The following is a 14,090-nucleotide window of genomic DNA, read 5'->3' on the forward strand; positions in this document are numbered from 1 at the left end:
GGATCTGCCGGGCGCTGGTGTCGTACAGGCGGAGGGGCACAGGAGTCCGTCCAGTGGGGTCGGAGCGGGGCACGTCGCGTCGGGGTGGTGTGGAGCCGGGCGCCCCTGTGTGCACAGGGGCGCCCGGAAGCGTCTCGCTCGAAGCGGGTTGCTTACTTGCTGATGTGGCAGCCCTGGGTGCAGACGCTCGTGGTGCAGCCCGCGGCGCTGACGCAGCCCGGGGTGCACAGGGAGATGCTGGTGATGTGGGGGTGCATCTCGCCGGCCTCGGTGTTGACAACCTTGGCGTCGAGGTCGAAGTCAGACATCGCCTTTTCCTTTCGGTACGTACCCGTGCCGGGTCGGCGGTGAGCGGTCGGCCCGTTCACCGAGAAACAGCATGCCAAGCCCCGTTCACACGCCGATCACACGGATGTCACACGAGAAAAAGGGCGTTTTGTCTGCTATGGAGCGAAAACTGTGACGCCTTCCTTTGTTGCTTATGGGAGCGCTCTCCGGCATGTGAGGTGTGCGATACCGGGTTGACCGCGCGGCTTCTTGCGATAGCCTGTAGCAGGATCATGGGGCGCTCGTCGGGGGACGTGGTGGAGGCCTGTATCCGGTATTCCCCCGCGCGCTCGTCGTGAATGTTCACGGGGGAGTTGAGAAATGCGCGATACGGTATTGCCTGACCAAGCAGTGCCGCATTTCGATTTCGGTGCACAGCTGCGGGTCGCTCTGCCCGCCGGATCACAGATCAGCGTTTTGGGGCGATTCGAAGTCGACGGAAGACCGGTGACCGGCAGCAAGACGATCGAGTTCATCACCGCGCTTGCGGCGGCCGGCGGAGCCATGAGCCGCGACGGCCTGCACCACCGCATCTACGAACGGGACGTGTCCACCTCGACACTGCCCACCCTGGCGTACCGGGCCCGCAAGCTGGGCATCGCCGTGCGCTATCAGACGCTGGGGCGTCGCTATGTGCTGGACGGACCGGTCGCGGTGGACGCGCTCACGGTCCTGGCCCTGGTCAAGGCGCGCAGACCCGCCGACGCCCTGCTGCTGTACCAGGGCCCCTGTCTGCCCGACTGCGACAGCCCGTTCGCGGTCTCGCTGCGCCAGACCGTCGAGGACCGGCTGGTGCGGGCCGTACTGGACTCGGGCGACCAGGAGCTGGTCCGGGCGACCAGCCGGCTGATCGACCACTGGGAACTGGCGGAACCGGCCGCCACCGGCGACGACCCGTTCTCGGCCGTCCTGTCGGACTCCTACCTGCGGAGCATGGGACTGTCCCCGGTGGGCCACTGATGAAGCTCTCGCTGCTCATACCGACGGTTCCCGCGACGGTCGAGCAGGCGGTGCCGTTCGCGCGTCACGTGGCCCACGACTCCCAGCTCACCCGCCTCTGGCAGGGGCAGAGCTACGGGCTGGAGCCCGCCGCGACCTTCGCCTACCTGGCCGGCGCGGGCCACCGGGTCCCGGTGGGCACCTCGGTCCTCGTCACCCCGCTGCGCCGGCCGGCCCAGGCGGCGCTGGAGGCACGGACACTGGCCGCGGTCACCGGGCATCCGGCCGTCGTCGGCTACGGACCGGGCAGCCGGGCGGTGCAGCAGGCGAGGCTCGGCGCGGCCTACGACGATCCGGTCGCGGCCAGCGCGGAGTTCCTGCGGGCCACCCGGCACTGCCTGGCCCAGCCGTGGGACCCGCCCGTCCCGGACGCCGGCGCGGGCCACCGGTACTACCGTGCGGGCGAGACCCTGCCGCCGGTGGCGCACCCGCGCGTCCAGCTCGCCCTGGGCGTGCTGCGCCGCCGTATGGCCCGGGCCGCGGGCGAGGTCGCCGACGCGGCGATCACCTGGCTGACCCCGGCCGGTTACGTCGGCAGCGTGGTGGCACCGGCGGTCGCCGAGGGGGCGGACCGCGCGGGACGGCCCCGGCCCCGCGTCATCGCGGCGGTGCCCGTGGCGGTCGCGCGCCGGGGCCGCCGGCCGGAGGCGCTGGCCCACCTGGCCGCCGGCGGGCACCTCGTGCTGCCGCACTACGCGGACATGCTGACCCGCGCCGGGGTCGACGTGTCGACGGCCGACCCCGCCGCCGCGGCGGCGGCGCTGGTGGCCGGCGGGGGATTCCTCTACGGCACCGCCTCCGACATCGCCACGGGCCTCGCGGAATACGCGGCGGCCGGCGTGGACGAGGTGATCCTCAACCTGACCGGTGTGCACTCCTGGTACGGCACGGACGAGACGCTGCTGGACCTCAACGAGATTCTGGCCGCAACGGCCTCACTGCATTGGTGACACATACTCCTCATGAAACATTCTGAATATCGAATATCGGATCACGTCCTGGTCCGGTCGCCGATCCGTGCCACACATTTCTACCCGGACCGGCCGGCCGATCACGACCCGCTCGACGGAATTCGACTGCTCTGGGCCGACCCGGTCTTCCGGGAGGCGGTGTGCGTGGCCAGCTCCGTTCTCGCGGACCAAGTCGACGCCCTGTTGTCGGCGTCGGCCGAGGAAAACCACAAGAAAGTCCATTCGCTTTACCGGGCCCTGCTGAAATACGCGATCCGTATCTCCACCCGCACCACGCCCTTCGGCGTCTTCGGCGGGAGCGCGGTCGTCGGTCACGGTGCCGAGCCGCTGGTGCTGGGCCGACGTGAGGAGCATCGCAAGCATGCCCGGGTCGGCTTCGCGTACCTCAAGGGACTGAACCACCGGGCCGCCGCCGAACTCGGCGGCCGGCTGCGCGTGGTGGCCAACCCGACCGCGTACCGGACCGGCGACCGTATGGCGGTGCTGGTGAACCCGCGGGCGGCCGAGGGGAAGGTGGACGAGACCTCCAGTGTCCGCTTCACCCCGCCGGTGGCGCACGTCCTCGGCACGGCCCGGCGGCCCGTCACGCTGTCGGCCGTCCGGGAGAGTCTGGCCGAGGCGTTCCCGGACGCCGCCGCCGAGGTACTGGCACGCTTCGTCGACCAGCTCCTCCACCACGGCCTCCTCATCGACGAGTTGACACCGTCGGCCTTCGACACCGACCCGCTGGCCCTATGGATCCGCGCCACCGAAGACGGAACGGCCGAGGACGGTGATGCCGGCACGGCGCGCGGGCTGCGGGCGGCGCGGGACGCCATCGCCGCCTACCGGGCCACCACGGTCGGTGCGGGCATCCCCGAACTCAGGGCCGTGTACGCGGCGTTGCGGACCGACGACAACGCGGCCCAGGAGCAGCTCCAGGTAGACCTGTCCCTGGCGCTGTCGGGACAGGTGCCCGAGCAGGTCGCGCCCAGGGTGGAGGCCGCGGTGGGCGCGCTGATGCGCATGTCGCTGCTCTCCTCGCGCCTGCCCGAACTCCAGCGCCACGCCGAGCGGTTCACCGACGTCTTCGGCCGGACCCTCGTACCGCTGCACCGCCTGTTCGACCCCGTGCGGGGCATCGGCGCCCCCGCCGGGTACCCGTCCTCGCCGCACCGGCCGGACGCGGAGCCGGTCAGTGCCGACGAGTCCTTCCTCGCCGGGCGCCGGCTTCGCGCCGAGCTGGTCGACCGGTCCCGGCGGACCGGCACCACCACCGTGCCGATCACCCCGGCGGACCTCGCGGCGTTCCCGGCCCCGGCCGGGACGCCGCCCACGAGCTACGACGTGTTCTTCCAGCTCGACCAGGGCGCGGACGGCGATGTCCGGATCACGCTCTCCCCGGTCGGCGTGGCGGTACCCGCCGGCAAGGCGGGCGGCAGGTTCGCGTACGACGACGCGGCCGTCGAGGCACACGTGCGCGAGGTGATCGGCGCGGACGAGGCGCTGCACCGCGACACGCTGCTGTGCGAGCTGGACTACATCAGCAACCGCTCACGCGTGAACAACGTGGCGGTCGCGCCCAGCATGTACGACGTCCAGCTGAAGGTCACGACGGGCGCCTTCGAGGACACCGGCGACACCGACGGCGCTGACGGCACCGACGCCACCGGCGGGGCGGCGACGCCGCGGCGGATCGCGTTCGCCGATCTGCTGGTCGGTGTCGAAGGCGGCCGGTTCCACCTGGTCCACGGGCCCACGGGCCGCCCGGTCGAGATCCGTACGGCGAACCTGGTCAACCCCGAGACCGCCGCCTCCGTGGTGCGGTTCCTCCAGGAGATCGCCCTGGACGGCACCGTCCGGCCGGCCTGGACCTGGGGCGAGCTGGAGCCGCTGGCGGCCTTCCTGCCGGGCGTGGAGTTCGGCGGTGTGACCCTCTCCTCGCCCCGGTGGCGCCTTCCGGTGCTGACCGGCACCCCCGACGAACAGGACGAGCGGCTGCTGCGCTGGGCGGCCGAGGCGGGCCTGCCGGACCACGTGTACATCGGGTCGTTCGACAACCGGCTGCTGCTGCGCCTGGCCGACCGGATCCACCGCGATCTGCTGCGCCGCGAGGCGGCGGACGGCGCCGAGTACGTCGTGCGGGCTCCCGAGCCGGGCCGGATGGGCATCGTGCGGGACGCCGACGGCCACAGGTACGCGAGCGAGGGCGTCTTCTCGGCGGTCGCCCGCCGCCCGGTCGTCACCGCGCCCCCCGCACCGGCACCGCACTACGACACCACGGCCGACTCGGTGCGCGCCCTGCCCCCCGGAGAGGAGTGGTGGTACCTGCGCGTCCACGGCGAGCGAGAGCGCCAGAACGAGATCCTCTCCCGACTGGCGGGCGCCGGCGACGACTTCGCGGACCACTGGTTCTACATCCGTTACGCCGACCCCGGCGATCACCTCCGCGTCCGGGTGCGCGCGGACCGGGTGCCCTTCGAGCGGGTGCGTGAGGTGATCGGCGGATGCGTGCGGGACGGGCTCGCCCACCGCTTCTCCGTCGACACCTACGTCCGCGAACTCGAACGCTACGGCGGGGTCCACGCGATGGGGGCCGCGGAACGGATCTTCTGCACCGAGTCCGGGATCCTGGCCGCCGCCCCGCAGTTGTGCGTGGCCCCGGACCTGCTGCGCGCGGCGCACACGCTGGAGAGCGGGGCGACCCTGGACGCGCCGCTGGGTTCCCTCCTGCGGGACGCGGCCCATCTGATGGGCCAGTACGTGGCGGCCCTGGAGCTGACCGGCGAGGAGACCGACGAACTCCTGCGGCTCGTCAACGACGGCTACCGGTCCGAGTTCTCCGCTTCCGGTCCGGAACTGCGGCGCGCCGTACGGACGTTGGTGCGCCAGCCGCCCTCCGGGACGGCCTTGGCGGCGGGTCCGTCGCTGCGCGAGGCCCTGCTGCCCGGCGCCCGGGCCCTGACCGACGCGCTCGCCAAGGCGGACACGCCCCGGCGGGCCCGGGTGATGACCCTCCAGAGCCTTCTGCACATGTTCGCCAACCGGATGGGCCTGCCCCGGCACCGCGAGTACCAAGCGCTCTTTCTCCTCGACGCCGTCCGGCGCGCCGAGGCCCACAGGGAAGGACATTCCGGCCGTGACCGTGCATGACGCGACACAGGTGACAGCGGTACCGCTCGACGAGCGGGCGCGGAGGAACGCGGTGGCCACGGGCTGGGAGATCCTGGACCGGATGCGCGACTACCGCGGCGACCTCGCGGACCTCAGGGTCCCGGATCCGTTCACGGGGGAGCCGGTCGCCGCGTGGCATCCGCTCGGCACCGATCCCGGCGACCTCGGCATGGCCCTCGTGTACGCGGCCGCGGACGAACTGTGCCCCGACGACGGCTGGGACCGCCCGGCCTTCGAGCACGCCAAGCGCGTCGTGGAGACGTACGTCCATACGGCGGACCTCGGGATCGGGCTGTTCAGCGGGTCGGCGGGCGTCGCCTACGTGCTGCGCGCGCTCTCCCGGGGCGGCACGCGCTACCGGCAGGCCCTGCACGACGTGGAGGCCGCCCTGCTCGCCCGGACCGAGGACCGGCTCGCCGCGCTGCCGCTCTCCGGCGGGCTGGCGAGCGCGGACTACGACGTGATCTCGGGGCTCGCCGGTACCGGCATGTACCTGCTCGCCGCCGGCGACGCCGACGACCGGCGCCGCGAGGTCGTCGACCGCATCGTGGACCACCTGTGCCGACTGGTCCTGGTGCCACCGCCGCTTGGGCTGTGGACCCCCTCCGCGAAGATCACCGAGACGGAACGCCGCAACTCGCCCCACCTGCACGGGGGTTACCTCAACCTCGGTTTCGCCCACGGCATATCCGGGGTGGCCTCCCTGCTGGGCACGGCGGCGGCCCGCGGCCCGGTGCCGCCGACGCTGCGGCAGGCGGTGCTCGTCCTGGGCGAGCTGATCACCTGCTCCCTCGTGGACACGGCGTACGGCCCCGATCTGCCCTACTTCAAACTGCCCCCGGACCGCCTGCGCGGACAGCAGGGGCTGGCCCGGTCGGCGTGGTGCTACGGCAATCTCGGCGGGGCCGTCGCGCTGGCGCACTGCGCGAGCGTGGACCCGCGCTTCCTCGACACCGCCATCCGCCTGCTGGAGTCCGTCGAGCGGCGTCCGGTCGGGCTGCGGCACATCGACAACCCCTCCCTGTGCCACGGGATCGCCGGCCGGCTCACCGTCCAGCGGCACGTCGCCACGGTCGCCGCGTCGTACGGACGGCAGTGGACCGGCCCGGCGCAGGAGGCGCTCGACCGGCTGCTGGAGATGGCCGATCCGCGCGCCGCGTTCGGCCTGCGCAACGACAACGTGCCGGGCGCGCAGACCGACTCGCCCGGCTTCCTGACCGGTTCGGGTGGTGCCGCAGTCGCGCTGATCTCGCTGGGCCAGGACCGCGTCACCACGGCGGAGGCCATGCTGTGCGGAGGCCGGACATGCTGAACGTGCAGCGGGTCTCGATGACGTACCGCAAGGCCACCGGCCCCGTCTTCGACGACGTGGGGTTCACCGTCCCCGAGGGGCACCTCGTACCGCTGCTCGGGGCCAACGGGGCGGGGAAGACCACCCTGTTGAGGATCCTGTGCGGCCTGGTCGTGCCCACCACGGGCACGGTGCTCGTCGCGGGCCGGGACGTCGTGCGCCGCCCGGCGGCGGCGCGGGCGCACCTCGGTGTCTCCCTGTATCCGGAGCGCAGCTTCTACTTCCGGCTCACCTGCGCCCAGAACCTTCGCTACTACGCCTCGCTGCGCAGCCTGTTCGGCGCCCGCGCCAAGAGCGAGGTGGCGGAAGTCCTCGACCGCGTGGGCCTCGCGGAGCAGGCCGACACCCCGTTCATGCGGCTGTCCCTGGGCCAGCGCAAACGGCTCGGCCTGGCCCGCGCGCTGCTGGGCCGCCCGTCGCTGCTGCTGCTCGACGAACCCACGGCGAACCTGGACAGCGCGAACGTGGCGCGGTTCCACGCGATCCTCGCCGGCCATGCCGCGCAGGGCGGCAGCGCCCTGTTCTCCACCCACAGCGAGGAGGACCTGGCCACGGCCACGGAACGGCCGCTGCGGATCGAGGGGGGCCGGGTCGTGCCCGTCCCGGCCCAGCCCTCACCCGACCCGGCGACCTTGCAGGAGGCCCGATGAACGCCGCAACCAACGTCGTACGGCAGTTCGGATTCCATATGCTGCGGATCTACTGGGAGCGCCGCTCCTACCGGACCGCGATCGCCCTGGGCACCGTCACGTCCCTGGTGTCCCTGGTCCAGTTCCTCGTCATGGGCAAGTTCCTCCAGTCGGGGAACACGTTCGAGGGCATCCAGGGGTACGGCGGCAACATCATCAGCTTCCTGATGTCCGGGTCGGTGTTCACCGGGTTCGTCGCGGTCAGCCTGGGGGCCTTCAGCAGTCACCTGGAGATCGAGCAGCGCACCGGCACCCTGGAGTCCGTGGTCGTGATGCCGGTGCCGCTGACCCGGGTCATGCTGTTCTCCGGCGTCGGCGGCCTGATCGGCACCGCGCTCGGCTCCGTGGCGATGTTCGGCGTGTTCGGGGCGGTCTTCGACATCCCCGTCTCCGTGAACCTGCTGGCGACGGTCGCCGTCCTGGCCCTGCTGGTGATCACCCTGGGCAGTTTCGGGCTGGCCGGCTGCGGGGTGCTGCTCATCACCAAGAAGGGCGACCCGGTGCGCTGGGGCATCACGACCCTGACGACGCTGCTCTCCGGTGTCATGTATCCGGTGACGTTCCTGCCGGGCTGGCTGCAGGCGGTCGCGCGCGCGATGCCCACCACCCAGGCGCTGGACGGGATACGCAAGTCCCTGCTGGTCGACGCCGGCCTGTCGCAGGTCGCGCCGTCACTGGTCCACATGGCCCTGTGGGCGGCCGTGATGCTGCCCGTCGGCGTGGCCACCTTCGCCGCCGGGATGTCCCGGGCCCGGCGCGAGGGTTCGCTCGGCGAGTACTGAAACACCGTGCGGGGAGCTGGAGTTCGGGAAGGTCTGTCGACCGGAGGAGCGAACTGCTATGATCTGTAGCATGTCATCGGGTCGGGAGTCGGCGGAGCGGGAGCCGAGTCGTCAGGGGCTGGCGGCTCACTTCGGGTCGCTGGAGCTGGCGATCCTCAATGTCATGTGGGCGAAGGGTGAGACGGACGTCTCGGGCTGCGCCCGGAACCTCGACAGCGGCCAGGCGTACACGACCGTGAAGACGGTGATGGAGCGCCTCGTGGTCAAGGGCCTGCTCGACCGGCGCAAGGAAGGCCGGCAGTACGTCTACTGGCCGCGGCAGACCCGCCGTGAGGTCGAGCAGCGCGTGGCGGCCGAGCAGGTGCGCCAGGTGGTGGACGGCTTCGGTGATCTCGCCGTGGCGAATTTCGTCCGTGCCGTGAGCGGCGATGCCAAGCAACTCGCCCATGTGCGGGCGCTGTTGGCCGGTATCGCCGACCCGTCCGCAGGTTCCGCCGACGCAGGACGGCCGCCGGAGGGCGCCGCATGAACATGAGCTGGCTGGGCTATCCGCAGGTGATGCTCGCCGCATGGTGTCCCGCGGTCACCGTCGGTCTGTGGCATCTGCTGCGCCGCCTGACCGTGCGGCTGCCCGCGCGCGAGCGGTTCGTCCTCGCCGTGGGGACGGCCCTGACTCCTCTGCTGGCCATGGCCGTTCCCTATCTGCCGCACAGCCCGCTGCGCGATGCGCTGCCCTGGCGGGCGCCGATCGCCTGGGGTATCAGCAACGGCATCACGAACGCCGACCCCGCCCAGGTCCTGTCGGCCGTCGGCGCGCAGCTGATGCTGGCCGCCTCGATCGTGCCGCTGGTGTCGCTGGCGGTGTCGTTCGCGGCCGGGGCCGTGCACGTGGTGCGCACCGCGCGTACGGTCACGCTGCTGGCTCCCCGTCAGTGCGGCGATGTCTGGATCGTCGACGACCTCGGGGGTGACCTCGCGGACGGCGTCGGGGGTGACGCGGGGCATGCCGCGCGCAACCTGGCGAGCACCGTCGGCCTGGCGCGGCCCCGGATCGTCCTCTCCGCCACCGTGGCGGAGTCCCCCGAGGCCTCGGCGATCATCCGGCACGAGCGGGCCCACGCCCGGGCGCGCCACCCCCTGTGGATCTTCCTGGCCACCTGCGCCCTGCGCTCGTGGTGGTGGATTCCCGGGCGCAAGGCGATCCTCGGCGAGACGCGGCTCGCCGCGGAGCTGTGGGCCGACCAGGACGCCCGTGCGGCCGACGGGGCCGCGGCCGTGGCGCGGGCCCTGTGCGCGCAGATCGACGCCCATGCCCGGCCGGCCGGCTCCGACCTCGCACTCGCCGGGGGCGGCATCGGCTTCCTCGACCCCGGTGTCGAACTCGCCCATCGCGCCCAGGCGTTGGCCGATCCGCCCAGAGTGCTGCCGGCCTGGCAGTCCTGGACCGTCCGCACGCTGATCGTGGCGGCCGTCGGCGCCGCCGCGGTTCTTCTCTGAGCTTTCCGGGTTCCGGGGGCCTCCCCCTCCGCGCCCGTACACCCCGTACATCCGTATACATCCGTGCCCGCGATCGGCCTCTCCCGAGGGCGGGTACACCTCTACCCAGAAGTGCTACATCGTGTAGCAGAAGGGAGTGTCATGACAGCGGTGACACCGGTGATCGAGACGCGGGGCCTGTCCAAGGTCTTCCGCGGCCAAGCCGCCGTCGACGCGGTCGACCTCGTCGTACGGCCCGGCAGGATCTACGGCCTGCTCGGCCCCAACGGCGCGGGCAAGTCGACCACGCTGAAGATGGTCCTGGGCCTGCTGCCGCCCACCAGGGGAGAGGTGCGGCTGTTCGGCCGGCCGTGGGAGCGGCCGGCCCTGTCCCGCATCGGCGCGAGCGTCAACGGTCCCAGTTTCTACGGCCACTTGTCCGCCCGGCAGAACCTGATGATCCACGCCCAGCTGCTCGGACTGCCCGAGACGGAGGTCGACCGGACCCTGGACACGGTCGAACTGAACGGCACCGACCGCAAGAAGGCGAAGAGCTTCTCCACCGGCATGAAGGGCCGCCTGGCGCTGGCCATCGCCATGCTGGGCAACCCGGACCTGCTCATCCTCGACGAACCGCAGAACGGCCTCGACCCCGAGGGCATCGCCGCGCTGCGGGCCATGATGCGCGGCTTCACCGACACCGGCCGCACCATCGTGCTCTCCAGCCATCTGCTGGGCGAGGTCGCCTCGGTCGCCGACGACATCGGTCTGATCGCCCAGGGACGCCTGCGCTACCAGGGAAGCCTCACCGACCTGGCGCCGGACGGGGATCTCGAACGCGCCTACTTCACGCTGGCCGGTTCCCCCGGCGGGGCCCGGGCGGTGGCCCCGTGACCGCGGACGTACCCATGACCCCGCTCGTCGGCCTGCCCGCGACCCTGCGCGCCGAGTTCGCCGTGTGGCGGCGCAGTGCCGTGGCCCATCTTCCCCTGGGCGGCCTCGCGTTCGCGCTCGCCGACTGCGCGATGTTCCTCGCCACCGGCTCCGGCAAGACCTGGAAGGACGTCCTCGGCTACCAGAACCTGTGGGCGATGTTCGTCGGTCCGATGCTCACCGTGCTGCTGGCGGTCGCCGCGGCCCGCATCGACCGCGGCGCCCGGGGCGGCGGCACCTGGTACCGGCCTGTGCCGCCCGGGTACCGGCACCTGAGCCGCTTCACCGCCCTCGCCGTGCGCTCCCTGCTGCTCAACGTGCTCGGCGCCGGCACCCCCCTGCTGCTGCTCGGCCTGCTGTCCAGCGCCCAGCGGGTCCCCGCCGGCCGCGCGATCGAGGCCGTCCTGATCCCCTGGATCTCCCAACTCGGCCTGCTCGCACTGACGTTGTGGCTGGCACGCCAGCTGCACGCCGGGGCGGCCCTCGCCGCCGGGTTCGTCTGGACGGTGCTGGGGGTGGTCGAGGCCGAGTCCGCCGCCTGGGCGGTGCTGCCGTTCACCTGGCTCGACCGCGGGGCCCTGCCGGTACTCGGCACGCACGCCAACGGCGTCGCCCTGGAGACCCACTCCGCGCTGGCCGGCGCCTCCCCCTGGCCGCCCGCCCTGCTCGGCGCGCTGCTCGCGATCCCGTTCCTGCTGCTGCCGCGGCTGAGCCTGTCCGGCACCCGAACCGCCAAGCACCGTACGACAGCCGAGCGGCCGACGTTCTCGCCGGGCGCCACCGCGATCCTGAAGACGGTGACGGAACCCGCCCCACGCCCCGCACCCGCCAAGCCCCGGCTGCTCGGCGCCGTGCTCGGGATACTCCGCGGCACCGCACTGACCTGGCTGTGCCCCGGCGCCGTCGCGCTGGTCGCCCTGTGGCTGTCCTGGCACGACCCGGAGACCAGCATCCAGCTGTTCACACTCCTGATCCTGCCCATCGGCACCCTGGTGCTGGGCCTGACGGTGTGGAGCGCCGCCGCTCAGGGCTGGCGGGCTGTCGCCTCCCGCGCCACCGGCACCACCGGCCCCGCGCTGGCGCTCACGGCCGTCACGGTCGCCATCGCCGTGGCCGTGTCGCTGATCACCGCCCTCCTCTATCTGACGGCCGGCATCCCGGCCGGCCACGCCTGGCCCCTCGCGCTCACCAGCGCGACGGTCGGCGCGATGCTCACCACGCTCACCCTCTGGCTGGCGATCCGTACCTCGCAGGCCGTCGCGGCGGTCGTCGGGATCCTCGGCATCGTCTTCGGCGTGCTCGTCGGCGGGACCTCCATGCAGCAGACGCTGTGGCCGCTGATCCCCTACTCGTGGGCCAACTACCTGGACCTGCACCGGATGTCGGTGACGCTTCCGGTGAGCCTCGCCGCCCTCGCCCTGTTCACCTATGGCATCACCCACGCGACCCGAAAGGCAGCGGAGAACTCATGACCACCCGCATGCGTGCGCGCACCCCCCGAGCCGGCATCCTGCTCGCGACGACGGCCGCGCTGGCCCTCCCGCTGGCCCTGTCCGGCTGCTCCTCCCAGGAGGGCGACGCGCTCACCAAATGGCCGGACGCGACGAAGAACCCGCAGCACATCACCGCCGACCAGCTCGGCGCCGCCTGGCCCGTGACCCCCTCCTCGGGCGACGTCCGCTGCGACACGACCCCCTACAGCGGTTTCGCCATCACCTTCACCGCCCCCGACGGCAAGGTCTACGCCCTCAACAACGTCGCCCGCGACGAACTGCACCACCCCAGCGCCGACACGATCAAGAAGCCCTCCTCCAAGACCATGTGGCGCCTGCGCTCCTTCGGCATGCAGGTGTGCAGCGTCTACCGCGCCCAGCACATGAACCAGACCCCGACCCCGCGCAGGACCCCGTGACCACGCTTGCCCACTGATCACGGAAACGCAGGAGGGGCCTGATCCTCAGTGAGAATCAGGCCCCTGACCTGGTACTACGGCGTCGGGGTGGCGGGATTTGAACCCACGACCTCTTCGTCCCGAATGAGGTTCGGGCAAGATCGACACCTGTGTGTGTACATAAACGCGCAGGTCAGAGCCTCGATCCTGCTTGGTGTCGCGTGGGTTCCGGAAGGAGATCATCTCCTAGATTTCTCCCAGAGTGGGCGGGGCATGGTGGGCTACGTCGAGCTTTAGTCGCATTGCATGAGCAAGTTTGCAGGCGATGGAGAGGGGTCAGGTCAGCTGGGCTCCCCCTTGTGGTCTCCGGCTTGACCGATGGCGCCAACGACGCGGTCGTGGGTCGCGGGCTCGCTGCGCGTCGCCAAGGCAATGGCCAGCAACATGAGTAGCGATGAGGGCTGTTTGGCGTGTCTGGCTGGACAGGGCGCTCGACAAGGCCCGGGCAGCCTTCTGACCACCTTGCCTGCCCTGCGCAGCTCGTTGGGCGGCGACTCGGGCTGATCGCTGGCGCTCGTGATCGACGGCCTCTGTGTGCCGTCGCCATGAGGCCGAGCGCCGCATCAGCTCCTACCTCCGGTGTGACATCCGCAACAAGATGAGGATCTTGAGGCGGGAGGGGAGCGGACTTACCGTATGTGAGTACTGATCTCAACTTCCCCATGACCAGGGCGAGTTGGGGTCAGCAATCGCTACAGAGATCCAAGGTCTCACACACAGAACGGGGTTGACCTTGAAGGCTCTTCGTAAGTCCCTGATGTTCGCTACGGCCACCGCGGGCCTGACCACCGCGGCCGTCGTCGCTCCGGCCGCGTCGGCCAGCGCGGCAGAACTCCAGCCCGCGAAGTCGGGCATGGTCGTCCTCAACCTCAACTCGTCCTTGCGGTCGGCAAGCGATGAGACGCACACCGAGGATGTCGGTGGTGGTTCCTGGACCTACGGCTTTGAGCTGACGAGCGGCGGCAAGCGCTGCTTCTCCTACTACTTCCACGGCTCGAAGATGCACCATGCGACGGTGCGAATAGCCAACGCCGAGAACAAGGCTTACGGCTTCGCCGGACAAACGGCTAAGGCCAGCACAACGGCAGGCGCCGCGTACACGTGCAAGGCGTACTGGAGCGTCGACGAGTAAGCCCCTCCGGCTGCACCCTGAGCTGCGCTAGCACTCAGGGGGTCCGCGAAGCCGCGCCTGTCTCGTGCGTGCCTGCTCTCGCCACGAGCCTCACGCTGAGGCGAACCAGGTGACTTCGCGGATGCTCCCGAGATCTGCTCCGCATCCCCTTCGCGAGTCAGCCTGGGGAAGCTGCCGTGGCACTCGCCGCGTTCTCTGGACAGCATGCGGCACGGTGAGCATGCCGCTGTTCTGGCAACGGAGCGTGTGCTTCACATCCGTAGGTCACACAGCGCCTCATGTCCTGGCGATCTCGAAGGTTGGGGCTGAGTGAGTAGCGGCGATGA

General features: G+C 71.2%; 13 protein-coding genes. 12 read left to right on the forward strand and 1 reads right to left on the reverse strand.

The genetic code is table 11. The annotated features are described in order from the left end of the window. Positions 1-152: 152 nt before the first annotated feature. Positions 153-308 carry a gallidermin/nisin family lantibiotic gene (locus BIV25_RS47030; protein WP_079173389.1) on the reverse strand — a complete coding sequence of 52 codons (156 nt, stop codon included), beginning with the start codon at positions 306-308 and terminating at the stop codon, positions 153-155. 466 nt (positions 309-774) lie between these two features. Between BIV25_RS47030 and BIV25_RS16915 the strand changes: the two genes are divergently transcribed. The 12 genes from BIV25_RS16915 (at position 775) to BIV25_RS16970 (ending at position 13,764) form a co-directional block, all read left to right on the forward strand. Beyond that, positions 775-1,287: a hypothetical protein gene (locus BIV25_RS16915; RefSeq protein ID WP_079176689.1), complete on the forward strand. Its 513-nt coding sequence runs from the start codon at positions 775-777 to the stop codon at positions 1,285-1,287. Then, positions 1,287-2,276: an LLM class flavin-dependent oxidoreductase gene (locus BIV25_RS16920; protein WP_071373179.1), complete on the forward strand. Its 990-nt coding sequence runs from the start codon at positions 1,287-1,289 to the stop codon at positions 2,274-2,276. Before BIV25_RS16915 ends, BIV25_RS16920 begins: the two co-directional genes overlap by 1 nt. A gap of 12 nt (positions 2,277-2,288) precedes the next feature. After that, entirely contained in the window at positions 2,289-5,429 is a 3,141-nt protein-coding gene (locus BIV25_RS16925; protein ID WP_079176690.1) for a lantibiotic dehydratase, read from the forward strand. Beyond that, the gene (locus BIV25_RS16930; protein WP_071373181.1) at positions 5,416-6,762 is read left to right on the forward strand and encodes a lanthionine synthetase C family protein; all 1,347 of its coding nucleotides are present in this window, start codon (positions 5,416-5,418) and stop codon (positions 6,760-6,762) included. Before BIV25_RS16925 ends, BIV25_RS16930 begins: the two co-directional genes overlap by 14 nt. Beyond that, positions 6,756-7,451: a heme ABC exporter ATP-binding protein CcmA gene (ccmA, locus tag BIV25_RS16935; protein ID WP_071373182.1), complete on the forward strand. Its 696-nt coding sequence runs from the start codon at positions 6,756-6,758 to the stop codon at positions 7,449-7,451. Before BIV25_RS16930 ends, ccmA begins: the two co-directional genes overlap by 7 nt. After that, positions 7,448-8,272 carry an ABC transporter permease gene (locus BIV25_RS16940; RefSeq protein WP_071373183.1) on the forward strand — a complete coding sequence of 275 codons (825 nt, stop codon included), beginning with the start codon at positions 7,448-7,450 and terminating at the stop codon, positions 8,270-8,272. The genes ccmA and BIV25_RS16940 overlap by 4 nt, the downstream gene beginning before the upstream one ends. 70 nt (positions 8,273-8,342) lie before the next feature. After that, a complete protein-coding gene (locus tag BIV25_RS16945; protein ID WP_177235309.1) occupies positions 8,343-8,801 on the forward strand; it encodes a BlaI/MecI/CopY family transcriptional regulator in 459 nt (152 codons plus the stop codon). Then, positions 8,798-9,769, forward strand: a complete 972-nt coding sequence (locus BIV25_RS16950; protein WP_071373185.1) for a hypothetical protein — start codon at positions 8,798-8,800, stop codon at positions 9,767-9,769. The genes BIV25_RS16945 and BIV25_RS16950 overlap by 4 nt, the downstream gene beginning before the upstream one ends. A gap of 141 nt (positions 9,770-9,910) precedes the next feature. Next, positions 9,911-10,642: an ATP-binding cassette domain-containing protein gene (locus BIV25_RS16955; protein ID WP_071373186.1), complete on the forward strand. Its 732-nt coding sequence runs from the start codon at positions 9,911-9,913 to the stop codon at positions 10,640-10,642. Further along, on the forward strand, positions 10,639-12,153 hold the full coding sequence (locus BIV25_RS16960) for a hypothetical protein (protein ID WP_143076650.1): 1,515 nt from the start codon (positions 10,639-10,641) through the stop codon (positions 12,151-12,153). The genes BIV25_RS16955 and BIV25_RS16960 overlap by 4 nt, the downstream gene beginning before the upstream one ends. After that, positions 12,150-12,593 carry a hypothetical protein gene (locus BIV25_RS16965; protein ID WP_071373188.1) on the forward strand — a complete coding sequence of 148 codons (444 nt, stop codon included), beginning with the start codon at positions 12,150-12,152 and terminating at the stop codon, positions 12,591-12,593. The genes BIV25_RS16960 and BIV25_RS16965 overlap by 4 nt, the downstream gene beginning before the upstream one ends. 772 nt (positions 12,594-13,365) lie before the next feature. Then, entirely contained in the window at positions 13,366-13,764 is a 399-nt protein-coding gene (locus BIV25_RS16970; RefSeq protein WP_143076651.1) for a lactococcin 972 family bacteriocin, read from the forward strand. The last annotated feature ends 326 nt before the right edge of the window (positions 13,765-14,090 follow it).

Origin of the sequence: Streptomyces sp. MUSC 14 (genome assembly GCF_001866675.1) — a bacterium.
Lineage (GTDB): Bacteria > Actinomycetota > Actinomycetes > Streptomycetales > Streptomycetaceae > Streptomyces.

What these genes read in the sequence shown, in the direction of transcription:
- BIV25_RS16945 (WP_177235309.1), top strand. Translation starts at nt 8,343, where the DNA reads ATGTCATCGGGTCGGGAGTCGGCGGAGCGGGAGCCGAGTCGTCAGGGG.
- ccmA (WP_071373182.1), top strand. Translation starts at nt 6,756, where the DNA reads ATGCTGAACGTGCAGCGGGTCTCGATGACGTACCGCAAGGCCACCGGC.
- BIV25_RS16965 (WP_071373188.1), top strand. Translation starts at nt 12,150, where the DNA reads ATGACCACCCGCATGCGTGCGCGCACCCCCCGAGCCGGCATCCTGCTC.
- BIV25_RS16940 (WP_071373183.1), top strand. Translation starts at nt 7,448, where the DNA reads ATGAACGCCGCAACCAACGTCGTACGGCAGTTCGGATTCCATATGCTG.
- BIV25_RS16925 (WP_079176690.1), top strand. Translation starts at nt 2,289, where the DNA reads ATGAAACATTCTGAATATCGAATATCGGATCACGTCCTGGTCCGGTCG.
- BIV25_RS16955 (WP_071373186.1), top strand. Translation starts at nt 9,911, where the DNA reads ATGACAGCGGTGACACCGGTGATCGAGACGCGGGGCCTGTCCAAGGTC.
- BIV25_RS16920 (WP_071373179.1), top strand. Translation starts at nt 1,287, where the DNA reads ATGAAGCTCTCGCTGCTCATACCGACGGTTCCCGCGACGGTCGAGCAG.
- BIV25_RS16950 (WP_071373185.1), top strand. Translation starts at nt 8,798, where the DNA reads ATGAACATGAGCTGGCTGGGCTATCCGCAGGTGATGCTCGCCGCATGG.
- BIV25_RS47030 (WP_079173389.1), bottom strand. Translation starts at nt 308, where the DNA reads ATGTCTGACTTCGACCTCGACGCCAAGGTTGTCAACACCGAGGCCGGC.